Source organism: Paenibacillus sp. MAH-35 (assembly GCF_058135425.1).
This window is the reverse complement of record NZ_JBYUPU010000013.1, coordinates 61,400-84,966: the sequence shown is the minus strand read 5'-3', so window position 1 is coordinate 84,966 and position 23,567 is coordinate 61,400. Positions and strand designations below refer to the sequence as shown.

Genomic DNA, 23,567 nt, shown 5'->3' with positions numbered 1-23,567 from the left:
GGTTTCGGGCTTGGTTGTTGTGCGTTTCTTCGAGTAGGAAAAATGCAGCCAGGTAGATAAATGCATCATCGGTCGCCGAAGTGCGAAAATTGATGCACGGGGCGCCCGTTTTGCTTCTTGGAAACGGGTTCGTACGGGGATATAGTGATACCAGATTGCGGCCGCAGTCGGAAACGATCAAGTGTTGCGGGATGGGAGTGAGTCGTGTTGAGGTACAGCTTAACGGAAAAAGAATATATTTTTGGTGACCGCCGGCCGTTTGCCAGCTGTCATGCTTCCACCTTGGACGTATTGCCGGACGGGAGTATTCGGGCCGCCTGGTTCGGAGGCACGAAGGAAGGAATGGGCGATGTAGCGATCTGGAGCTCGAAACGGGCGAAGGGGAAATGGTCGGAACCGCAAAAGATTGCGGACCGTGAGGGGATGCCGCACTGGAATCCGGTTCTGTTCCGTACGAACGAGGGGAAGCTCCGCCTGTATTATAAGGTCGGCCATACGATTCCTCATTGGCATACGCTGACGTGCATATCTACGGACGACGGCGCAAGCTGGTCGGAGCCGGTCCCGCTTGTTCAGAACGATACGGGGGGACGCGGGCCGGTACGGAATAAGCCGATTTCTTTGCGCAACGGGATGCTGCTGGCTCCGGCTTCGCTCGAAACGCTGCAGCAGTGGGATGCTTTTGTCGATATCTCCTGCGATAACGGCGGTTCGTGGAAGGCCAGTAGTCTCGTCCCGATCGATCATGCAACGTTCCCAGGGAAAGGAATCATTCAGCCGACGCTATGGGAATCGGACGAGGGCGTTCATATGCTGCTGCGCAGCACCGCAGGGGCGATATACCGAAGCGACAGCACGGACCAAGGGGAAACCTGGTCACCCGCTTATGCGACGCCGCTGCCCAACAACAACAGCGGCATCGATCTCGCCCGGATGCAGAGCGGAACGCTGGCCCTCGTATACAATCCGGTCGGGGAGGACCGGGGGGCGAGAACGCCGCTCGTCGTCCGTCTCTCGCACGACAACGGGAATACGTGGGGGGACGAGTTTGTGCTGGAAGACGAGCCGGGGGAATTTTCGTATCCGGCTATCGTAACGCAGGGCGACCACCTATATATCACATATACGTGGAACCGGGTAAAAATCGTTTATTGGCGCTTGACGCTGCAATAAAGGTGCGCTCTGCTCGGGCGGACATCCGGGCTATCATTGGGCGCGCGTTAAGGGGTTAAGGGAGACTGTCGATTCATTATGAACAACCGAGTGGAAAGTGAAAAGATTGCCTTCTGGCGAGTTTTGTCTGGAATCCCAAACCTTAAAATCCTTTAAAATCAAGGGATTCCGGACAACCTGTCTGAGCAGAAGAAGGCAACTTTTCACTTGGAACGGCCAGCTAACACTTCTACACATTTAATCGACAGTTTCTAAGGGGGCTATACAAGTGAAGGCAGGGAAAGCTGCAATAATGAAGTCGTTCTTGGCCGGTGTCTGCATACTTCCCGCCTTGGCGGGCTGCGGACCTGCTAAGGAGGCCGCGGAGAAGGCGGAGGCATTCGATGCGTCGCCGGTCAAGCTGAGCTTGTTTCCGGCGGTAGGCATTGAGGAGAAGGACGTCAGCCGGTTGTTTATCGAGCCGGTCAAGAAGAAATACCCGCATATCGACATCGAGTTGCTAAAGCCCGGCAAAGGTACGATGATTCAAGATTTGGTGGCCGCCGGCCAGCCTCCGGATTTGCTGTATACGTGGAATGGCGGGTTGTCTACTTTTCAGGCTTACGATTTATTGTACGACATGACGCCGCTTGCCGCCCGGCACGGCGCAGATCTGTCCCGGTTCGAGCCGGTCGTCCTGGATTCCATCCGCGTATTGTCGGGGCAGCGGGAGCTGTACGCCCTTCCGTTTACCGTCCAGTTTAATGCGATTTACTATAACAAAGATCTTTTCGACCGGTTCGGCGTCCCGTACCCGTCAGACGGCATGACGTGGGAAGAGACGATCGAGCTGGCAAAAAGAGTTACCCGCAGCGAGGGAGGGGTCTCGTACCGGGGTCTCGATCCGGAGGCGGTATCCCGGTTGTCCAAGCCGCTCGGGATCACGTACGTCAACAGCGGGAATGAAAGGTCCGCGATCGACACGGACGAATGGAGGAGGGTGTTCGAGCTTGCCCGCTCCATCTATTCGATACCGGGCAATAAGCCGGGGAATTTCCTGAACGCCAATGCCAAACCCGCTTTCCTGAAGGACCAGAATCTGGCGATGATTACGACGATCAACCTGCTGAATCTGGCATTGGAGGAAGCGACCACCGGCGGCTTGAATTGGGACGTGGCCCAGTATCCGAGCTATAAGGAGAAGCCGAATGTGTACGGCCATGTCGATGCGCACGTGCTTGCGATTACGAAGACAAGCAAGCATAAGGATCAAGCGATGCAGGTGCTTCAGGTCGTTACCTCCGACGAGGTTCAACTGCTGAGCGCGCGAACGACAGCCAGGCTGTCTCCGCTGCGAAACCCGGAGATGAAAAAACAGCTGGGCGCCGACATGCCTTTCCTGAAAGGCAAACGGCTGGAGTCGATCTTCAAAAGCTCTCCCGTCCCGGCACCGGCCTATTCGCGCTATGAAGACAGCGCAGTCAATCAAATCGTGCTGAAAAGCTTCGAGGACTATTTCAACGGCCAGGATTTGAACAGCGCACTGCGCGATGCGGATCAAAAAATCAACCGTCACATCGAGGACAGCAAGAGCAAGTAAGGAAGTCCGTTGTAGCTGATGAAAATATGAGGGGAGTCGGTATTCATATGCTGGGGAAAAAAAGAACGGTCGCTTTATCCGCCATTGCGGCGATGACGGCGTCATTGCTGGCCGGATGCGGAGGGAAAGAAGCTTCAGAGGGAGGTTCGGGTCAAGGGGCCGATGCCGCGTCCGGCACACAGCCGGCTGCCGTGCAGCCTGCGAAGCAGGAGCCGGTAACGATCACTTTCGGTTATCGGCCCGGTTATTTTACAGAAAAAGAGATGGAGCGGTACGTGATCGAGCCGGTGAAAAAGAAATATCCGCATATCACGGTCAAGCCGCTGCTGATCGATAACAAAACGGTGACGCTGCCGAACTTGATCGCTGCGAAAGAAGTGCCGGATATCATTACGACGAATTCGCTCACCCTGCAGGATTTCAAGCAGTGGGATCTGCAATTCGATATGACGGAGCTGGTGCAAAGCCAAAAAACCGATCTTAGCGGGTTTAAGGCGGATGCGCTCGAATCGATCAAAATCACGAATCAGACCCCCTATCTGGTCGGATTGCCGTATACACTGCAGTTTAACGCGTTGTACTACAACAAGGATATATTCAACAAATTCGGAGTCGAGTACCCGAAGGACGGCATGACTTGGGGAGAGGTGACGGAGCTTGCCAAAAAGTTGACGCGGGTGGCGGACAACGTGCAGTATCGGGGATTGGAGCCCGACTCGGTATTCCGTCCCGGCTCCCAGCTGGAGCTGCCTCTCATCGATCCGGCCACTTACAAATCGATTGCCAATACGGATGCGTGGAAACGCGTGTTCCAGATGGTCAGAGACATCTACGAGATTCCGGGCAACTCGGATATCAAATCGCTCGGCAACGGCATAAAAGATTTTAACCAAACCCAGACGATCGCCATGATCGCCGGCCTGAACTGGCTCAGCTTTATGAACGACGACAAAATCAAGTCGAGCTTCACGAATTGGGATATGGCTTCCTACCCGGTATTCCCGGAGAAGCCGGGGATCGGCACGCAAATTGACATTCACTTGATGCTGCTTGCCAAAACAAGCAAAAACAAAGAAGCCGCTTTACAGGTCATGAGTACGGTCGTCTCCGACGAAGTGCAGCTGGAGCTTGTGCGCGACGGCAAAATATCGGTGCTGAAGGATAAAAAGTTCGAAGACGAGTTCGGCAAAAATCTTGACATCCTGAAAGGGAAAAACGTGCAAGCCGTATTTAAAACCAAGCCGGCCAAGCCGTTCCCGCCGACGGAATTTGCAGGCAGAGCTTTAAACGACATCACCAATCTGATGGGCAAAATCATTAAAGATCAAGTCGACTTGAACACGGCGCTGCGCCAGTTTGACGAGGAGCAGACGAAGAAGTACGCGGAAGGCCGCAAGTAAACCGGTTTAGGCAACACCCACCCGACAAAGGAGTGATTCGGAATGCCTCGTCAGGATGAAGATCAACGTCAGGAGCTGCCGCCAAGCGGCGGCTCCGCCCCATCGATCAGCCGCAGAAAGCTGCTTGCCGCCGCAGGGCTCGGCGGCGCTGCCTTACTGTCCTCGGAGCTGCTGAAGCTGGAGTTCGCAGAAGCGGAAGCGGGCACGGTCGGGGAGGCGGTTTACGGACATAAAGGCAAGCCTTGGGATAACGGCTTGAGGGAGGAGCTGGCGAATAACGCGGACCCTGCGAAGGGAGCAGCGATGGTCGGCTACAAAGGCCGCACCGTGGCGGATAAGCTAAACGAGCTGGCGAGCGCTGCGGATTGGAACGGCGACGCCCAGCTGGCCGCAGACGCAGCCGGCGGACAAGTCTATTTCGTCCCTCCAGGAGCCGATATCACGGTGGACGTACCCTCGCAGTATCCCGATCTGAATGCGGCGCTGCATGGGATCGAGCGCTGGATGATCCCGTCCAGCTCGGTAGTCCGCATCCGTTTGGCCGCAGGTTCCTATGTGATGCCGGGCGCTACCCGGATTACGCATCCGAACGCCGAGCAGATTCAGATAAAAGGGGCGGATGTAACCTTAACCGCCAAAGCGGTCGGCCAGACGAGCGTGACGGGGACGGCGGGGCATTATCTCGTTACGCTCGCTGTGACGAATTCGGCAAGCTTTGCGGCAGGAGACTGGGTGATGATTCGCAAGACGTCCGGAGACGGCAATCATTACGCCCATGCGGGATTTTGGGAAGTCGTGTCGGCAGGCGCCAATCAGATCACGGTCCGCAACCGCTACCGCCAGTCGGCATTTCCGGCGCATACGCTGGTTTCCGCCGATCTTTACAAGATGGGCACGATTCTTAAATACAACGATACCGACGGGATTGTTGTCAGAGGCTCCAGTGTCGGGCTCCTGGAGGATGTGGGAATCGTCGGCAACATGTACGACTACTGGAATGAAGTCAATGTGACCGGGACGGAGAAAGGCACGCACGGCATCTATGTCGGGTCCAACACGATCGTGAGCGGCTCGGCAGCACCGGGAGGAGAAAATCCGCTAGGTATTTCCGGCGGTTCGATTTCGCTCGGAGAGTTCGTATGCGTGAGCCAGTTCGACCAGCAAGGCCTATGCGTTGCCGGAGGCTCGGGCGTGTACGGGAAAGGTGCCGTATCGACGGGAAACGGCAGAAGAGGGTATTACGTCGGCACCTCCGCCGCGATCGAGATCAAGTTCTGCATAGCCGCCGGAAATTATTTGGACGGCGTGATCGCGGACTACGGCGGCTGTTTTAACACGAGCGCGGCCTTTTTTATCGGCAATCGGCTCGTTGGAGGCTTTGCGTTTAACGGCGGATCGCTGGTGGCTCCGAATACGATTTCGGCAGGCAATGCGGCGAACGGATTCGAGGCCAGGGCGGGAGCCCAGCTCAGCGCGGATAGCGCGACGGCTGTGTACAACAGTTTAAACGGAATTCACGGCGAGTACGGAGGGAGAATATCGTGTACGAATGCGACGGCTTCCTATAACGGCCGGGACGGACTTTCGCTTGCGTTCGGAGCTGTGGCAAGGGCGACAAAGGTCAATGCCAGCCAGAATACGCGGTATGGCGTAATGTGCGACGGAGGTTCGACCGCGGTTGTCACCGGTGCGGCTACGTCCGGCAATGGGACGGCGGACCGGCTGGCGAAGCAGCTGTCCATTATTCAGGACGGTGCGTCCTATACCGCCGGTACGATTGACGGTGTATCACGTCTGACGCTTCGCAGCGGGACTTCGACGGCGGACCAGGCGATAACGGGAGGCGGCGACGTATCGGTTTCTTTGAACGGGACACCGAGGTTTCTGTATAAAGCAAACGGCGACCTGCACCCGACGTCGGACGGCGTTCAAAATCTGGGGCAGCCGGCCAGCCGGTTTAACGATATATACGCGGCCAATGCGGTCATCCAAACGTCGGACGAGCGGCTGAAATACGACATTGAAGCTTCCGACCTGGGACTGGATTTCGTTAACCTGCTTACTCCCGCCAAGTACAAGAGGGCGGACGGGCAAAGCGGGCGCGTCCATTACGGATTAGTTGCGCAGGATGTGGAGAGGGTGATCAGCCGGCTCGGGATGACGGATACCGAGTTTGCCGCCTTGACCCGTTCCTTCCCTCAGGACAATGATGGAGGTTCAACAGGCGAACCGGTTTACGGCTTGCGTTATACCGAGTTTATCGCGCCATTGATTAAGGCCGTGCAGGAGCTGACAAAACGAGTTCAGGAGCTGGAGGGGAGATAACCCGTTTTGAAAACAAAGCGCAGCACCCCGATTCGCGTCGTCCGGTCTGCTTCGTCCGGTCGCCGGGCCGCCCGGGCTTTAAGGACGCGGCCCTCACCGCACCTCCGCCAAAGGTTGATGCGCCCGCCGTTTTCTTATACAATAACAGCAGAATGATGATAACTATTCTCACTTATTGAGACGAACCAAAGGCGGAGCTGCGGAATGAAGACCATTTTGCTGATCGAGGACGAGAGGCGTTTATCGAGATTTATCGAGCTGGAGCTGCGCCACGCTTCGTTCGCGGTGACGACGGCTTACGACGGGTCGTCGGGACTGGACCTCGCCTTGAGAGAGGACTGGGACGTCATCCTGCTCGATCTGATGCTGCCCGGTCTGGACGGGATGGAAGTATGCCGGCGAATCCGTGCCGTCAAGAAAACGCCGATCCTTATATTAACAGCCAGAGACAGTGTCACGGACCGGGTATCGGGCCTCGACAGCGGAGCGGACGACTATATTCCGAAGCCGTTCGCGATCGAGGAGCTGCTGGCGCGGATTCGGGTCGTCTTCCGCAGACAGGAGGACAGAGACGAGAACAACAAAGCGCTGCTGTCGTTCCAGGACCTGAGCGTCAATCTGGATTCCCGCGAGGTGCGCAAGGGAGCCGGGAAGATCGAGCTGACGAAGCGGGAATACGATCTGCTCGTTGCGTTTCTCAGAAACGCGGGCCGGGTGCTGACGCGCGAAACGCTGCTCGACATGGTATGGGGATATGAAGCGGCGGTCGATACGAATGTCGTGGATGTGTATGTCCGTTATTTGCGTAACAAGATCGATGCACCGGGGGAAACGAGCTATATTCAGACGCTCCGGGGTACCGGCTACGTGATGCGAAGATGAGAAAATTAACTCGTACCTGGCTGCATCTCCCGATCAAGTGGAAGCTGACTTTATGGTCGTCCTTGCTGTTGTTTTTGCTGTTCGCGGCGTATAACGCCGTTCAGTACGTGTATGTGGAGCAATGGATGATCAAGCGGGAGAAGACCGGCGTCCAGCAGACGATGCGAGCGGCGCTTAACTATTTCCTGGAAAATGAATTCGCCTTCAAGGGGGCCGATCTGGCCCCGATTCGTGGTTTTCTCGAACGGATAAACGGGCAAAATCAAGGGATTCGCGTGCTCGACGCGAACGGCAGCGTCATCGTGTCCGTCTCGAACGGGTTAAGCGGCGGCTGGGGCGAGACGCCGGGATCGGCAGCGGGCGGCGAGATCGCGGGGACGTGGCAGCGGAGCGATAATCGGCTGATCATGAGAAGCCCGCTCACCATTTTTGAGTTTACCGGCACGATCGAGATTGTCCGCAATACGGAGGACTTCGCCGAATTAATCGCGGCTTTCTCCCGCGTCATGCTGCTGTGCGGGCTTGGAGCCGTTTTTTTGAGCGGGTTCGGAGGCTGGATGCTGGCCCGCCAAGTGCTGAAGCCGCTGCAATCGATGTCCGATACGATCCGCAAGATCAAGCGGAAAGGGCTGCACGAGCGGGTGCCGCTCGGCGGCAATCAGGACGAGATTTATACGCTGATGAGTATGTTCAACAACATGATGGATCAGGTGGAGAGATCGTTTCTCCAGCAAAAGCAGTTCGTTGAAGACGCCTCGCACGAGCTGCGGACGCCGGTCGCGATTATCGAAGGCCATCTGGCGATGCTGCGACGTTGGGGGAAAAACGACCCGGCCATCCTGGAAGAATCGCTGGACGCTTCCATTCACGAGCTGGCCCGGCTCAAGGGGCTCGTTCAGGAGCTGCTCGCTTTGTCGCGCGCGGAAGCGGCGCTTCCCGAAGGGGAACGGCCCGCTGCCGATCCGGCCGAGACGATCCGGCAGATCGTACGGAACAGCGCCGTCGTTTTCCCCGCGTTCCGGTTCGAAGCTGTGACGGACAAGGTAACCGGCGTGGCGGTAGGTATTCCGGAGCAGCAGCTGGAGCAGATTTTGCATATTCTGATCGACAACTCGGTCAAATATTCGCCAGACCGGAAATCGGTCCGGGTGACGGGGACGGTCCGTGACGGGCAAGTGTGCATTCAAGTGTCCGACCAGGGTGCGGGTATCCCCGCAAGCGAGCTGCCTCGCGTCCTCGATCGGTTCTACAGGGTGGACAAGGCCAGGAGCGGGGAGCAGGGCGGCCACGGCCTCGGGCTCGCGATCGCCAAACGGCTGGTCGAACGGTACGACGGCATTATTAAGATCGAAAGCGTGGAGCACGAAGGCACGACAGTGACCGTTGTATTACCGGCAGTACCACCAACTAACGGCAAGTAAAGAGGCTGTCGATTCAATGTGGACGACCAAGTGGAAAGGGAAAAGATTAGCTTCTGGCGAGTTTTGTCAGGAATCCCCTACCTTACATTCCTTATTCAATCAAGGGATTCCGGACAACCTGTTTGAGCAGAAGAAGGTAACTTTTCACTTGGAACGCCCTGCTGTCACTTCTACACAATGAATCGAAAGCTTCAATAAACGCGGGTAGGTAAGTTTCTATAGAAGCTTATCTACTTTTTTTCGTTTTCACATCGTTTTCTCATTTTCATCGGTTACAATGTAAATTGTTCGTTCCAATGGTAATGATATTCATTATCAATGAGAATGAAAAACGGCTGGAGGGAAGCCATGGTACATACAATGCTGACAGGCGAAGGCCGCTCCGATCAAGGAGAAGAAAGCAGCTGTTTGAACGAAAACCCGGAAGAAGTACTCGGGTACGAAACTTGCAGGCCGGCCGCCATTTTTTTTGGCCCTCCACTGAGAATGAATATTATCATCAACGAACATGCTAACTAATTGATTGTTTCTAAATGGAACTTTGCTAGGATCTGCAAAGCGATAAAAACCATTTATCCAACAATAGAAGAATAGGGGTAATAGCGATGAGAAAAAACAAACTTACCGGGGGCCTTGCGCTGCTGACTACGATGGCGATGATTGTGATAGCCGGCTGCGGCGGTGCCCAGACAGGCGGCAGTGCGGCCGACCCGAATGCAGGCAAGCCGGCTGCGGACAACGCCGCCAAAGGCAAGGAACAGGTCGTCAACATCTTTACCGCCCGCCACTATGATGTGGACAGCACTCTTTATGATGCTTTTACGAAGCAAACCGGCATTAAAGTTAATGAAGTAAAAGGGACGGCGGAGGAGCTTGTCGAACGGCTGAAGCGGGAAGGCGCCAGCACGGAGGCGGACCTGTTCGTCACTGTGGACGGCGGCGTGCTCAACTACGCGAAGCAAAACGGCGTCCTGCAGCCGATGATCTCGCAAGCGATCGACAAAAACGTTCCGAAGCAATTCCGCGACAAGGACAATCAGTGGGTCGGAGTCGCTACGCGCGCCCGCGTCATCGTATACGCGAAAGACCGCATCAAGCCGGAGCAGCTGTCCACCTATGAAGATTTGGCCAGCGACAGATGGAAGGGCAAAGTGCTCGTCCGCTCCTCGTCGAGCTTGTACAACCAGTCGCTGCTCGCTTCCTTTATCGAATTAAACGGCGAAGCGAAGGCGGAAGAATGGGCGAAGGGCATCGTGACGAACCTGGCCCGCAAGCCGGAGGGCGGAGACCGCGACCAGGCGAAGGCGATTGCGGCCAAAGTCGGCGACGTTGCGATTATGAACACGTATTACGTCGGCCAAATGCTGAATTCGAAGGATGCTGAGGAAGTGAAAGTCGCGCAAAACATCGGGGTGTTTTTCCCGAACCAGGGCACGACCGGCACTCATCTGAACATCAGCGGCGTCGGCTTGACCAAACACGCCAAAAACAAAGAGAATGCGATCAAGCTGGTCGAGTTCGTTACCGGCAAGGAAGGGCAAACGATGCTGACCAACGGCAGCTTCGAGTTCCCGGTAAACGAGACGGCTGACAAGCCAGAGCTGCTGAAATCGTGGGGAACGTTCAAAACCCAACAGATCGACTTCGGCAAGCTCGGCGATCATAACAAAAAAGCTACCGAACTGTTGAACAAGGTAGGCTGGAAGTAGGCTGGAACTTACTATGAAAGTCAACACGTTATGGCGTACGGTAAAACGGAACAGCAACGCCTGGGTCTTCCTTAGCGTAGCCGGGGCCCTCGCGGCCCTTCTTCCGTCTCTATATATTCTGATTGGCCTCTTCCGGAAGCCGAGCGAAAACTGGCAGCATATCCAGGAGTATTTGCTGCTCGATTACGCGCTCGAATCGTTTCGGCTCGTGCTCGGAACGGCCTTTTTCACCGTGCTGATCGGCGTTACGCTCGCTTGGCTCGTCGCCGCATACGAATTTCCGCTCAGGCGTTTTTTTGCCTGGGCTTTCGTGCTGCCTTTGGCGATCCCGCCTTATATCGCCGCTTACACGTACGGGGATATGCTCAGCTATACCGGGAGCGTTCAGATCTTTTTCCGCAATGTGCTCGGCTGGACGCCGGATCAGAAATATTTCGACATCATGTCCGTTAAGGGCGCCGTCTTCATTTTTACTTTGTTTTTATTTCCGTACGTATACTTGATTACGAAGACGTTTCTGGAGAAGCAAAGCGCCGCTTTTATCGAAAATGCGAGGCTGCTCGGCAAAAATCCGGTTCATATTTTTTTCCGGATCGTGCTGCCGTTGTCGCAAGGGGCGATCGTCGGAGGCGCCAGCCTGGTCGCCTTCGAAGTACTGAACGACTACGGGGTTACGAAGCATTTCGGCATTCAGTCGTTTACGACCGCGATATTCAAGACGTGGTTCGGCATGTCCGACGTCGACTCGGCGCTCCGGCTCGCCGCCCTGCTCATGTGCTTCATCGTCGGCGTGTTCCTGATCGAGCGGCTACTGCGCAGGCGCAGGAGGTACAACTCCTCTACCAGCAAAATGAGGCCGCTGGCGAGAAGAAGGCTGAGAGGGATTCCGGCCGTTGCGGCGGTTATGCTCAGCGGAGTTATTGTCTCGTTCTCCTTCGTCATCCCGGTCGTACAGCTGATCGTGTGGGCGACCTGGACGTACCGGGACGTGCTGAACGCCAAATTCGCCGGACTGCTGTGGAACACTCTGTTCATCTCCGTCGTATCGATCGCGCTGCTTATGCTGGTCGCCGTTATCGTCGCGAACGTCTGCCGTCTGCACCGGACCGGGTATACGCTGGCATTGTCCAAACTGATTTCCATGGGGTATTCGATCCCCGGAGCCGTGCTCTCCATCGGGGTGCTGGCCGTGTTCATCTCGCTCGACAACAAGCTCAGCGGCCTATACGCCGGTCTCGGCTGGGGAGAAGGCAAGCTTGTACTCAGCATGTCGCTGGCGATGCTCGTGTTTGCTTATATCATCCGATTTCTGGCGGTCGGGTTTAACTCGGTAGAAGCCGGATTCGAGAAGATCGGCAACCGGTATTCGGAAGCGTCGCGCCTGCTCGGCATGGGGATGACCCGGACGTTTTTCAAGGTCGATCTGCCGATGATCAAGGGAGCCGTTTTTACCGGATGTATTCTGACGTTTATGGAAATTGTCAAGGAACTGCCGCTGACGCTGCTGCTGCGGCCGTTTAACTTCGATACGCTGGCCACGAAAGCGTACCAGTACGCAAGCGACGAGCAGATCCATCAAGCTTCGGCGCCCTCGCTGCTCATTGTTGCCGTCGGCATGCTGTCCGTCTTTTTTTATCACTGGTTAGGAGAGAAGCGATCCCCATGACCTTTTTTGAGATATCCAACCTTACTTTTCAATACGACAAAGGAAACGAACACGTGCTGAGCGGGTTCTCGATCCAGCTGGAGCAAGGCGAGGTCGTAGGCGTGCTCGGACAGAGCGGCTGCGGGAAAAGTACGCTGCTGCGGTTAATAGCCGGGCTGGAGGCGCCGCGTTCGGGCCGGATCTCGATAGGCGGGACGACGATGGTCGATTCGAATGTATTCGTCAGTCCCGAGTCGCGCGGCGTCGGGATGGTCTTTCAGGATTATGCGTTATTCCCGCATCTGACCGTCGAGAACAACATCCTGTTCGGTCTGCACCGGCTGACGAAAAAAGAGCGGGCGGCTAGACTGGACGAGATGCTCGGCCTCGTGCAGCTTCGCGAATATGCCAAGCGTTACCCTCATGAGCTGAGCGGGGGACAGCAGCAGCGCGTCGCATTCGCCCGGGCGCTCGCGCCGAGGCCGTCCATCCTGCTGATGGATGAGCCGTTCAGCAATCTCGATGCGGATCTGAAGGGCAAAATCCGTGACGAATTGAAGCAGCTGCTGCGAGCGGCCAACATGACCTCGATTCTCGTCACCCACGACAAAGAAGACGCGGATGCGATCTGCGACCGGATCGTCCTGCTGGAGCGCAGAGCCGTGACCGTGTAAGCGGAGCGCATCCGGTCTGTTCCTTCCGTGCGGCACGATTAGGGGCAGGCTGGGAGCCGGTGCAAGCGGGAACTTTAAGGGGAAAGGACCCAGGCGACTTGGCGCAGCAGGTACCCGGGCGGTGCCGACGCATACGAAGTTGGGCGGCCTTGCATGAGGGCTGGTTACATATAGTGCCCGACCGTGCATGGTTTGTATCTGGCCGTTGGTCCGGTTGGCGGCCATACGTTTCATGCATTTGCCGGAATAGCGGAAGAATCATTTCCGTTATTCCGGCAAATATCCGGTTTTGACACGCATAGCGGAAGATTTCTTTCCGCTATTTTCCGTTTTCGGGCCCTTTCTCCCCAATCATGCCGGAATAACGGAACTTTTTGTTCCGCTATGCTGCCCAATCCGTCATCCAGTGATAAATAGCGGAAGTCAGACTTCCATAAGCGCCCGGCGCATCGAACAGACCGTGCCCCGGCGGGCCGCTCCGCTAACCGGGCCTCCGCGCCGGAGGCTGCCACCGCTCCTGCCGTTCGCGGTACTTCGGCTGCACGTGGGGCGGCTTGCCGGCCTGGCAGACGAGCCGTCCGTCCTCCGTCAGTACGGCGACGATAACCTGAATCGCGGCTTCTTTATTTTGCTGGCGGCGTCCGCTTATCGAAATGCCGAGGCTGAAATTGTGCAGCGTTGAAATCGTTTACAGCCCTCCGGGTATCGGGTATGATGAAGCTGACGGCCAACCGGAAAATGAAACCAGCCGGCCATGAACCGGCAAAGGGAGAGCGATCGGCATGATCATCGATTCGCATAATCATCCGAACTATTTGAACATGACTTGCGAGAAAATTGTGGAGAACATGAAGCAATGCGGCATCGACCGGACGTGGCTGCTGACGCTCGAGACGCCGGAGTACGAATACGCTCCAGCCTATCACCGGCTCACATGGGGCGACGAATCGGGCCCGATTCCGTTCAAAAACTGCCTCGCTTGCGTGGAAAAGGAGCCGGATAAGTTCGTGCTCGGCTACGCCCCCGATCCGCGCAAACCGTATGCGCTGGACAAGCTTCACGCCGCGATCGAGTCGTACGGCGTCCGCGTATACGGGGAAATTATGCTGCGCATGATGTATGACAATCCCGATGCGGTGAGCGTCTTCAAGTATTGCGGCAAACGGGGGCTTCCCGTCATCGTGGAAGTGAACTACGGCATCGGGGAGGGCGGCCCGTATGCAGCGAAAGGCTACTGGTACGGGGGCGGCATCGACGCTTTCGAGCGGGCTGTGGCCCAGTGTCCGGATACCGCCTTTCTCGGGCACGGTCCCGGATTCTGGGCGCATATCTCGAACGACGAGCTGTACAAGGAGCACAGCTACCCGTCGGGCCCGGTCGTCCCAGGGGGCAAAGTATACGAGATGATGCGGAAGCACGACAATTTGTACTGCGACCTGTCGGCCGGCTCCGGGCTGAACGCGCTGAAGCGGGATTCCGACTATACGCGGGAATTTCTGATCGAATTCCAGGACCGCGTCTTATACGGACGCGACGACTGGGACAATAACTTGCAGCAGTTTCTGAATACGCTCGGTTTGCCGCAAGACGTGCTGGACAAGGTTTACGCGCGCAATTCCTTGAAGCTTGTGCCTGTATGATCGCATTCAAGTGAATGGAGAACGGGTTCCGCACAACCGTGCCGGCCGATCTGACCGATACCCCGTAACTAGGGTTGGACTCCGTCGAACTGATTCGCTGTACTCTAAAAAAAGCGCCCTCCCCTTGGCTAAGAAGGCCGTCTGGGAGGGCGTTGATCATTATGATGCCGGTGATAGGAAACCGAATTATTTATAGTAGGATGTGCTGAGCGGAATAACAAATCCGCCACCCTTGGAATGAACCTCGACGTAAATCTCAGAGATCCCTCCGATATCCGCTTCTATCGTTGCCATCCCGTCCTGGGCAAGGACCTTTGTCTCTTTGAGCAGCTTGAGCGAGCCGCTCTCATAGATGCTGACCTCGGCGTCCTGATCCAAGGCTGCGACCTGCAGGTACAGCTTCTGATATTTTTTATCAGGGACCAGCATGAAGGAGCCGGCTCCATCCTCCGTATCGGTTTTGGCCTTGTTGTACAGCACTTCCTTGTAGTCTTTGTCCCGGTACGTAGTCCGGCTCGGATCGCTGGTCAAATAATTGCCCGCATCATAGTCCTCCCCTGCGATGGAAACTCCTTCGACCTTCTCGCCGAGCAGCACGGTGGCGGTAGGGGCATCGTAGTCGACAGCCACTTTCAATGCGCCTGCGACAGCGCGGACCGGCAAGTAGGTATTGCCTTCATAGGTGATCGGCAATACGGCATTGCCCTGCTCATCTTTCAATTGGGCTTGTACGCCGTTGACTTTTACTTTCAGATCATGGTTCAAGTACGCCTTAATTTCCTCCAGATTGGCACCGGCGTAGACGCCTGCGCTCGCTCCGACGAGCAGCGATGCTCCGACAATCGAGGCAATCCAAATTTTTTTCATTACGGTTACTCCTCTCCTTGTAAAAGATAGTTGGAAAATTTCTTAAATTCCTTAAACCATACGTCCTGTTCTTTAAAAAGTTTCACTTTTTGTCCCCATTCAAGAAGGGGGAGGTTCGCAAGTAAGATTGGGAGGGCGTTTTCGGTTTCGAAAATCAGTTTTCGCAAACATAAGTCTAAGTGGAAATCATAAGTAAATCACAAGCGGGCGATTTAAAGAAATCGTAAAAATAAGAGCAGAAATAAATAAATCAGCATTGACTTCATAACGGAATGAACCTATAATCACGATATAAAGTAAATCAATAGAGAATCACAAATGATTCTTGTCCTCAAACTTACCTCTTAGACCTCTCATGACGACCCCCGGCAACCATGCTTCAAGTTCCATTTTCATTTCATCAGTTCCCCAAACCGGTCCAAAGAAGAGTGCGAAATCAGCGAGAATAGTTGCTGGTGTTCTTTGTCGAGCCGGAATGGAAGCGGATTCATCAATCGCCCAACAAGAAAGCGCTTCCGAAATTAAAATTTGATCTGTGAACATGTCAACCAAAGAAATCACGAAATGGGTTTTACGATTCTTGTTTCTATCGGAGAATCAGCGCCGCTGCTGCTTGCACGATCGGCTGGCAAAAGAGAAAGGCTGCCGTTTGCACCGGGCCATTCATTGTGGAAACAGCTTCATCCGAAGCTTTTCTAATACAACATACCAGGGGTTAATTAAGAAGGAGGAGTTCGAAATGAAAAGAAAGTCGACCTTATGGCTGTCCATGATGAGCGCCGTCATGCTGATGTCCGCCTGCAGCGGCGAGAAGGCCGCCCAGCCCGGCGGCGGGAAAGATCCGGGTGCCGAGACGCCGCCCGCAGCCGCGCCCAAGGTGAGCACGGATCCGGTAACGCTAAAGTTCGCCATCAACTTTTCCTGGCTGGGCGAAGATGAGCGGAAAATGTACATCGTGGACCCGGTTAAAAGGAAATATCCGCACATTACAATCGAATTCATCAACCTGACGGAGATGGCGCTCGATAAAGTCATCGCCAGCGGCACCGTACCGGATATCGTTCAATCGGCCAACCCGATTATGTATACGTTCTCGGACCTCGGTCTTGAGGATAATATCGAGCCGCTTATTAAAACGCACGGGTTCGACACGTCCAAAATCAACAAGGTCGGACTGGACGCCGTCAAAATCTCCAGCGGCAAAGACTATTTGACCGGCTTGCCTTGGACGATCGCCTTTAACGCGACCTATTACAATAAAGACATTTTCGATAAATTCGGCGTCGCCTATCCGAAGGACGGCATGACGTGGGAAGAGATGAGAGAGCTCGCGAGAAAGGTGACGAGAAAAGAAGGCGAGATCCAGTTCCGCGGGCTGGAGCCCGATGTGCCGAGCCGGATGGCTTCCGTGCTGTCGGCCGGATTCGTCGATCCGAAGACGAGAAAGGCGACGCTCGATACGGAAGGCTGGAAGCGGACGTTCGAGTACATGAAGTCGGTCTACGAAATTCCGGGCAACGAGAAATACGCCTGGGTGCCGAGCGCCTTCGACCAATTTATCAAAAGCCGGACGCTGGCCATGTATCCGGGCCTGAACCATTTCCCCAACTTTAAAGGCGTCGAAAATATGAACTGGGATATCGTCCAGTATCCGCAATTTAAAGACAAGCCGAACACCGGCATGCAGGTGGACGAGTGGATCTTGCACATTACGAAGCAAAGCAAGTACAAAGACCAGGCGTTCCAGGTGCTCGCCTCGATTCTGTCTGAGGACGTGCAGATGGACATGTCGCGCAACGGCCGCTTCCCGATCCTGCAAAACAAGGCGATCCAGGACGAATTCGGCAAAAACATTCCGTACCTGCAGGGCAAAAACTTAAAGGCGATCTTCCTGACGCAGCCGGCCGCACCGGTGCCGCCTAGCAAGGATGGAGCGGCAGGGCAGGCGATCTCGCAGGAAGCGTTCAAGAAAGTGATGAACGGAACGGATATTAACTCGGCTTTGCGCGAAGCGGACGAAGCGCTTAACAAAAAAATAGCGGAATCCAACTAATGCCGGTTGCTGCTGTCGCCTGATTACGGAATCTGCCATCAAAAAAGCTTGCCGGTAGGAACGCAAACGTACCGCGGAATGGAGTAAAATCGGAAGCAGTTCCTCCCGGGCCGGATCGCCTGTCATGTTGTCCAGAAATGTTACGCATGATATGATTTGGAGAAATATCCGTTCTTGTCCAGCATCCGGTTTTGAACTTTCTGGAGGTCAAAAGCATGGAAAGCCGTTCCAGCCGCAAAATGTTCCGCTCCCGATTGGACGACCTCGTCAACACGATTCGTGACGAGATTACTTCCGGGCAACGAGTGCCCGGCGAGTTTCTTCCGTCCGAGAGGGAGTTTTCCAAGCAATATAATCTCAGCAATCTGACCGTCCGCAAAGGACTGGAACAGCTTGTTGCCGAAGGGCTGATCGATAAAATTCCGAGAGTCGGCAATAAGGTGACCGGACCTTCGGCCCGCGAAAGCGGGCCTGCCCTGATCCGGATCGGCTATAACACCTCGATTCCCCGCGAAGCCGGGATCGGTTCGCTGCTGGAGCAGTTCCACGAGCTGCACCCGGACATTCGCGTCGAGGCGATTCCGATTACGAACGAGCACCCGGATGTGATCAAGCAGTTTATGGATAACGGCATCCTTGACGTCATCACGCTGAATTACAATCACTACCGCTACTTTCTGGAGAAGGGATGGGCGAACATCTGGGAGCCGGTGCAATCGGACCCGGACATTTACCCGTTCCTGACAGAGGCGTATACGTCGGGCGGCGAGCAGCACGTCATGCCCTTTATTTTCTCGCCGGTTATTCTTTGCTACAACCGGGAGCATTTTCTGGAAAAAGGCGTGCATGAGCCAGACGGGGGCTGGAAGTGGGAGCGGTTGTTCGACAACGCTGCCAAGCTGGCGATACCGGGCGAGAGACTCGGGTTTTACTACCACTTTCTGTCTGCCAACCGCTGGTCGGTATTTCTGCTGCAGCGCGGCCGGTCGTTCGCGCGGGATGACGGCGGCGAACTGAAGCTGAACGGTACTCCGATGATGGAGGCGTTTCGCTTTTGCCGCGAAGTGCAGGAGCATTTCCCGATCTTGTCGGAGAACATCGCCAACGGCGATTCGGAGCAGCTGTTCATGCAAGGCAAAGTATCGGTCATGATGACGAGTTATTTCCACCTTAATTTTCTGAAGGATAGCCCGATTCCGTTCGATATCGCCCCCGTGCCTCACTTCGGGGACCCGGCTACGCTGCTGATGAGCATCGGCCTCGCCGTCAACCGGAAATCGCCGAACAAGGAAGCGGCTATGACGCTGCTTCGCTACCTGACCTCCTACACCGCACAGCTGGAGATCCGCCGGCATACGTACAGCTTGCCGGCCCTGAAGCCCGCAGCGGAATGGGTCGGGGAGGAGGCCGGTTACCGGCCGTCCCGGTTTTCGCTGTTCCGGGAAATCGTTCCATCGTACCGGTTCTTTACGGAGATGAACATCGGCGAGATCGAGATGCGGATGATCGAGAAGGAAGTGCGCCTGTATTGGGCCGGGCTGGAAAGCGAAGAGACGTTTTGCGCCCGGCTCGAGCGGCTGCTGTCCGCGATCGCGCCGTAAAGCGGGCCGGCGAACGAAGAACGGATGACGGGTCCGGCTTCGAGTACACCCCACCTATATCGACGATCTGGAAACCGGAGGCCCTGCCTCCGGTTTTTCTGCGATTGCGCCGCCAGGCAGGAAGGAATACAGCCGGTCTCTCTCGAAAAAAAGAGGGATGAACAGCTGGCAGGCAAGGAGACTTCGATGAAGAAGCAGTGGATTCTAGTTATCGCGGGGATTGCCCTGGTATTGGCTCTGCCAATCTACAGCCTGATTCAGTTTGCCGTCTCGGTCGACCGGAATCCGCGCTCCGTGCAGGGATGGCTCGATCTGCGCGAGTGGAATTTCCGCAAGGACGGGGAAGTCCGACTGACAGGCGAGTGGGAATTTTACCGGAACCAGCTGTTGACGCCGGACGATTTCGCAGCTGCGGCAGGGACTGGCGGTCAGAAGCCGGAATTGACCGGCATCATGCACCTTCCCGGCAAGTGGGACGATTACATCGCCGAAGAAGGGCAGCCTTCCTCGGCCGGCTATGCGACCTACCGGTTACGGATTATGCTGGGGGAAGGCGAGGATGCGATCTACGGAATCCGGACTACCAATATTCGCTCCGCCAACCGCGTGTTTATGAACGGCAAGGAAGCGGGCGCCAGCGGAGATCCCGGCATATCGGCCGGGCAGGGCAAGTCGGGCAACGTTCCGTACGTGGCCTTCGCTTCGATCCCGGGCGGTCAGGTCGAGATTATTGTCCAGGTGGCGAACTATATCTATTCGCCGGGCGGTTTTTTTTATCCGATGTTATTCGGCGACCAGAAGTCGATTATGGACAGCCGGGAAGAAGCGTTGTTCGGGGATTGGGTCACTGCCGCCGGCTTTCTGATTCCCTGCATCTATTTCCTGGTCCTGCACCGTCTGCGGCGCAAGGAAACGGCGCTGCTTTATTTGGGACTGTTCTGCTGCGCCGCTCTCGTGTACGTGCTGACTCACGGGGAGAAGCTGATGGCGGGACTGATCCCGGGAATGAACTACGAGACGTTCACCCGAATCCAGACGATTTCCTCTGTGTACGTGTATTATTTTCTGCTCCGGTACGTCATGGTCATCGTTCCGTTGTCCTATTCCGGAATCGCTCTTGCGTTATCGCGGATCATGGCTGCAGGCACGATTATCATTGCCGTAGGTTTTCCGGTCATTTGGATTTCCAAGTTCGTTCCGTATGTGGCGATCTCGGTCGTCACGATCGGCTACGTGGTTGCCGCCATGTGGAAAGGAATGCGAAGCCGTTCGGAGGATTCGCTCCTTATGCTGTTAAGCATGCTCAGCATCGTCGTCATGATTGTCGTTTATCTGGTGGACCTGTTGGTCGTGTTCGAGGATCAGATTCTGATTCCGTTCGAGATGCTTTTGTTCGTCACGACACAGGCGCTGCTGCTTGCGAAGCGGTTTGCGAATTCCTTCGTGCAGGTAGAGCAGCTGTCGCAGAGACTGCTTACGCTGGACGGGCTGAAGGATGAGTTTATGGCGAACACATCCCACGAGCTGCGCACGCCGCTGCACGGAATGATCAATATTTCCCAGTCGCTGCTGGAGGGTGCGGCAGGCAAGCTGAACGAGAAGATGTCCTCCGATCTGGCTCTGGTCGTCTCGACCGGGAAACGATTGTCGCTGCTGGTTAACGATATTCTCGATTTCGCCAAGCTGCGGAACGGGCAAATTACGCTCCGCCGTCAATACGTCGATCTCAAGGCGGTATCGCAATCGGTACTGGAAGTAGTCGGACATCTCGCCACCCCGAAAAAAATCCGCTTCGTCCAGCAATGGCCGGAGGAGCTGCCTGGTCTGCATACGGATGAGGACCGGCTCCGCCAGATTTTGTACAACTTGTTCGGCAATGCCATCAAGTTTACGCGGCAGGGCGAGATCCGGATCAGCGCCGCAGCGGAAGACGGTCACGTGCGTATTTCCGTTGCCGATACGGGCGTCGGGATCGAGCCGGAGCGGATGGCCGATATTTTCAAAGCGTTCGACCAGACCGATCCCGTGGAAAGCGATACGGCCAGCCGGGGAACCGGACTTGGGCTGAGCATCTCCAAGAAGCTGGTGGAGCTGGGCGGAGGACGAATCTGGGCCGAATCGGAGCCGGGACGCGGCTCGGTCTTTCACTTTACGCTTCCGGCTGCATCGGACGGACCTCCGGTGACGCCCGAATCCAGAAAGCCGGTTCCCGGCGGGGAGAGCCCTGCCGAAGTTTTCAGGCAAACAGCCGCTTCGGCGGCGGAGCGGGGGACTCGCCAGGAAGGGAGGGAGACTGTCTCCACGGTGCTGCTCGTAGATGACGATCCGGTCAATCTGCAAGTGCTGATCAACCTGCTCGCTCTGGAAAACTACGAAGTCATCGCCGTCGATAACGGACGGGAAGCGCTGGACATCGTCACCTCGGGCCGGCCGGTCGATCTCGTTCTGGCCGATTGGATGATGCCGGAGATGTCGGGACTCGAGCTGAGCCGCGCGATCCGCAGCCGGTATTCGCTATCCGAGCTTCCGGTGCTGATGCTGACGGCCAGACGCCTGCCCGAAGATGTCCGAGTCGGCTTTCAGGCGGGGGTGAACGATTTTCTCGGCAAGCCGGTGGACGCCGACGAGCTGCGCGCCCGTGTACATACGCTGCTTGCGATGCGAAATTCGGTACGTTCCGCGGTATTGTCGGAGCTTGCTTTTTTGCAGGCGCAGATCAAGCCGCACTTTTTGTACAACGCTTTGAATACGATTATCGCCTTCTGCCCGTCCGATCCGGAGCTGGCGACGAGACTGCTCGTCGAGCTGAGCAACTATTTGCGGGCCAGCTTCGATTTCCGCAACAGGGAGCAGCTGACTCCGCTGCATAAAGAGGTCGCGCTGATTCAGTCGTACGTTTCGTTAGAGAAGGCGAGGTTCGATAAACGGCTGAAGGTCGAATACGAGATCGACAACGATTCGCTCGCCATGATCCCTCCGCTTACGATCCAGCCGATCGTCGAAAATGCGATCCGGCACGGCGTCATGCAGAAAGCGTCCGGAGGGACGGTGCTCGTCAAGGTGAAGAACACCGGATCTGCGATCAGCGTAACGGTTGAGGACGACGGGGTAGGCATGACGGAGGAACGGCTCGCTTCCGTGTTGGCAGGCGAGCTTTCCGAAGGAGGTGTCGGCATCCGCAACATCCACGGAAGGCTGCTGACGCTGTACGGGCAGGGACTGCGGATTGAGACCGAGTGGAAGCGCGGGACACGGGTAAGCTTCGAGGTGCCCAAAAGTTTGCCGGCCGCCTGGCGCAAACGGAACAGAGGGGAGAATGCAGATGAAAGCCATTTTGATCGACGATGAAAAGCCGGCGCTTTTGCAGTTGGAGCGGATGATCCAGACAGACGGCCGGGTCAACGTCACGGGGGCCTATATGAACCCCCGCGAAGGCTTCGCCCACCTCGCCAAAGACAAAACCGACATCGTTTTTCTCGATATCGGGATGCCGGAGATGAACGGACTTCAGGCGGGGGAGTACATCCAGCAGATCGATCCCGACATCCGGATCGTATACGTGACGGCGTATGCGGATTATGCGCTGGATGCTTTCGAGCTGAACGCGCTCGATTACGTATTGAAGCCGGTCGATCCGCTTCGCTTCGCCAAAACGATCGCCCGGATCGAAGAAGACGTCGGACGCCGGAGCCTGCGTCCGGCAGCAGTCGTGCAGGAGCCGGCGGTGCTTTGCTTGAAGCGGCTTACGCTGCAGGATGCCGCCGGTGCCGGCGACAGGCTGAAGTGGAGGACGCAAAAAGCGCAGGAACTGCTCGCGTATCTGATCCATATGCGGGGGCAATGGGTGACGAAGGATGCGATTATGGACCAGCTGTGGCCGGAGTATAAGCAGGACAAGGCCATTACGCACTTGCACACGTCGGTATACCAGATCCGGAGGATGCTGAAGGAATGGGGGGCGGTCTCGGCGGGAGTGGAATATTCCCAGGACAGCTACCGCATTATCCTGGACGGGATTGCGACGGACGTAGAGCAATTCGAGCAGGGGGAGGCGGGCGAACCGGTGACGACGGAGAGCGGCTGGCAGCGCAATGACCGGCTGTTGGCCCTCTATCGCGGCGATTATCTCGAGGAGCACGATTACGATTGGGCGAAAGCGGTAAGAGGAGAGCTTTCCCGCCGCTTCGTCCAGCTCAGTCTGCATACGGCCGCGTACGAGCTCGCTACCGGCAGGGAGCGGCTGGCGATCCGCCGGCTCGGGACGGTCCAGGAGAAAGAGCCTTATTCGGAGGAATGCTGTCTGCTCTTCATGAAGGCGTATGCGTCCTTGAAAGATTACGGTTCGCTAATAAGCCATTACGAATCGTTTGTACGGGTGCTGCACACGGACCTCGGAATCGAACCGGACCGCGAGACTGCGGAGGCATACAGACGGTTGGTCCAGGAAATGGCTTGATACATCCGAAAAACGCAAGGAGGCATGCCGTAACCCCCGGACCTAAGGAGGACGGTGCGTGCCGCCTTGCGTTTTATTGTTGGGCTCTATTGCCAGGCAATAACGCTGGGCTGTATCGCTGGGCTGTATCGCCCGGATGTCC

15 protein-coding genes are annotated in these 23,567 nt (G+C 56.1%); 14 read left to right on the top strand and 1 reads right to left on the bottom strand.

All coding sequences use genetic code 11. From position 1 onward, the window contains the following. The first annotated feature begins 204 nt into the window (after positions 1-204). The 10 genes from AC3Y2E_RS16270 (at position 205) to AC3Y2E_RS16225 (ending at position 14,448) form a co-directional block, all read left to right on the top strand. Positions 205-1,173, top strand: coding sequence for a sialidase family protein (locus tag AC3Y2E_RS16270; protein WP_379212095.1), 969 nt, complete (start codon positions 205-207; stop codon positions 1,171-1,173). 268 nt (positions 1,174-1,441) lie between these two features. Further along, positions 1,442-2,752, top strand: a complete 1,311-nt coding sequence (locus tag AC3Y2E_RS16265) for an ABC transporter substrate-binding protein (RefSeq protein ID WP_379212092.1) — start codon at positions 1,442-1,444, stop codon at positions 2,750-2,752. Between the two features lie 47 nt (positions 2,753-2,799). Further along, a complete protein-coding gene (locus tag AC3Y2E_RS16260) occupies positions 2,800-4,152 on the top strand; it encodes an ABC transporter substrate-binding protein (RefSeq protein WP_379212090.1) in 1,353 nt (450 codons plus the stop codon). A gap of 42 nt (positions 4,153-4,194) precedes the next feature. Then, on the top strand, positions 4,195-6,477 hold the full coding sequence (locus AC3Y2E_RS16255) for a tail fiber domain-containing protein (protein ID WP_379212088.1): 2,283 nt from the start codon (positions 4,195-4,197) through the stop codon (positions 6,475-6,477). 204 nt (positions 6,478-6,681) lie between these two features. Next, on the top strand, positions 6,682-7,359 hold the full coding sequence (locus tag AC3Y2E_RS16250; RefSeq protein WP_379212086.1) for a response regulator transcription factor: 678 nt from the start codon (positions 6,682-6,684) through the stop codon (positions 7,357-7,359). Then, entirely contained in the window at positions 7,356-8,780 is a 1,425-nt protein-coding gene (locus tag AC3Y2E_RS16245; RefSeq protein WP_379212083.1) for a HAMP domain-containing sensor histidine kinase, read from the top strand. Before AC3Y2E_RS16250 ends, AC3Y2E_RS16245 begins: the two co-directional genes overlap by 4 nt. Positions 8,781-9,385: 605 nt before the next feature. Further along, the gene (locus tag AC3Y2E_RS16240; protein ID WP_379212081.1) at positions 9,386-10,489 is read left to right on the top strand and encodes a Fe(3+) ABC transporter substrate-binding protein; all 1,104 of its coding nucleotides are present in this window, start codon (positions 9,386-9,388) and stop codon (positions 10,487-10,489) included. Between the two features lie 13 nt (positions 10,490-10,502). Next, complete coding sequence (locus AC3Y2E_RS16235; RefSeq protein WP_379212079.1) at positions 10,503-12,155, top strand: ABC transporter permease; 1,653 nt, start codon at positions 10,503-10,505, stop codon at positions 12,153-12,155. Next, positions 12,152-12,808 carry an ABC transporter ATP-binding protein gene (locus tag AC3Y2E_RS16230; protein ID WP_379212077.1) on the top strand — a complete coding sequence of 219 codons (657 nt, stop codon included), beginning with the start codon at positions 12,152-12,154 and terminating at the stop codon, positions 12,806-12,808. Before AC3Y2E_RS16235 ends, AC3Y2E_RS16230 begins: the two co-directional genes overlap by 4 nt. 782 nt (positions 12,809-13,590) lie before the next feature. Next, a complete protein-coding gene (locus AC3Y2E_RS16225; RefSeq protein WP_379212074.1) occupies positions 13,591-14,448 on the top strand; it encodes an amidohydrolase family protein in 858 nt (285 codons plus the stop codon). A gap of 186 nt (positions 14,449-14,634) precedes the next feature. On the opposite strand, the gene AC3Y2E_RS16220 is transcribed toward AC3Y2E_RS16225, so the two are convergent. After that, the gene (locus AC3Y2E_RS16220) at positions 14,635-15,315 is read right to left on the bottom strand and encodes a hypothetical protein (RefSeq protein ID WP_379212072.1); all 681 of its coding nucleotides are present in this window, start codon (positions 15,313-15,315) and stop codon (positions 14,635-14,637) included. A 739-nt stretch (positions 15,316-16,054) separates the two neighbouring features. Here AC3Y2E_RS16220 and AC3Y2E_RS16215 point away from each other — a divergent pair. From AC3Y2E_RS16215 to AC3Y2E_RS16200, 4 genes are all read left to right on the top strand, one after another. Next, complete coding sequence (locus AC3Y2E_RS16215) at positions 16,055-17,368, top strand: ABC transporter substrate-binding protein (protein WP_379212069.1); 1,314 nt, start codon at positions 16,055-16,057, stop codon at positions 17,366-17,368. Positions 17,369-17,583: 215 nt separating this feature from the next. Continuing rightward, positions 17,584-18,969, top strand: a complete 1,386-nt coding sequence (locus tag AC3Y2E_RS16210) for an extracellular solute-binding protein (RefSeq protein ID WP_190925642.1) — start codon at positions 17,584-17,586, stop codon at positions 18,967-18,969. Positions 18,970-19,155: 186 nt separating this feature from the next. Next, positions 19,156-22,317: an ATP-binding protein gene (locus AC3Y2E_RS16205; protein ID WP_379212066.1), complete on the top strand. Its 3,162-nt coding sequence runs from the start codon at positions 19,156-19,158 to the stop codon at positions 22,315-22,317. Further along, positions 22,292-23,425, top strand: coding sequence for a response regulator (locus AC3Y2E_RS16200; protein ID WP_379212063.1), 1,134 nt, complete (start codon positions 22,292-22,294; stop codon positions 23,423-23,425). The genes AC3Y2E_RS16205 and AC3Y2E_RS16200 overlap by 26 nt, the downstream gene beginning before the upstream one ends. The last annotated feature ends 142 nt before the right edge of the window (positions 23,426-23,567 follow it).

Bases quoted from the DNA above. Each gene is read 5' to 3' on its own strand.
- AC3Y2E_RS16260 (WP_379212090.1), top strand. From the start codon at position 2,800: ATGCTGGGGAAAAAAAGAACGGTCGCTTTATCCGCCATTGCGGCGATG.
- AC3Y2E_RS16255 (WP_379212088.1), top strand. From the start codon at position 4,195: ATGCCTCGTCAGGATGAAGATCAACGTCAGGAGCTGCCGCCAAGCGGC.
- AC3Y2E_RS16250 (WP_379212086.1), top strand. From the start codon at position 6,682: ATGAAGACCATTTTGCTGATCGAGGACGAGAGGCGTTTATCGAGATTT.
- AC3Y2E_RS16245 (WP_379212083.1), top strand. From the start codon at position 7,356: ATGAGAAAATTAACTCGTACCTGGCTGCATCTCCCGATCAAGTGGAAG.
- AC3Y2E_RS16240 (WP_379212081.1), top strand. From the start codon at position 9,386: ATGAGAAAAAACAAACTTACCGGGGGCCTTGCGCTGCTGACTACGATG.
- AC3Y2E_RS16235 (WP_379212079.1), top strand. From the start codon at position 10,503: ATGAAAGTCAACACGTTATGGCGTACGGTAAAACGGAACAGCAACGCC.
- AC3Y2E_RS16230 (WP_379212077.1), top strand. From the start codon at position 12,152: ATGACCTTTTTTGAGATATCCAACCTTACTTTTCAATACGACAAAGGA.
- AC3Y2E_RS16225 (WP_379212074.1), top strand. From the start codon at position 13,591: ATGATCATCGATTCGCATAATCATCCGAACTATTTGAACATGACTTGC.
- AC3Y2E_RS16220 (WP_379212072.1), bottom strand. From the start codon at position 15,315: ATGAAAAAAATTTGGATTGCCTCGATTGTCGGAGCATCGCTGCTCGTC.
- AC3Y2E_RS16215 (WP_379212069.1), top strand. From the start codon at position 16,055: ATGAAAAGAAAGTCGACCTTATGGCTGTCCATGATGAGCGCCGTCATG.
- AC3Y2E_RS16210 (WP_190925642.1), top strand. From the start codon at position 17,584: ATGGAAAGCCGTTCCAGCCGCAAAATGTTCCGCTCCCGATTGGACGAC.
- AC3Y2E_RS16205 (WP_379212066.1), top strand. From the start codon at position 19,156: ATGAAGAAGCAGTGGATTCTAGTTATCGCGGGGATTGCCCTGGTATTG.
- AC3Y2E_RS16200 (WP_379212063.1), top strand. From the start codon at position 22,292: ATGAAAGCCATTTTGATCGACGATGAAAAGCCGGCGCTTTTGCAGTTG.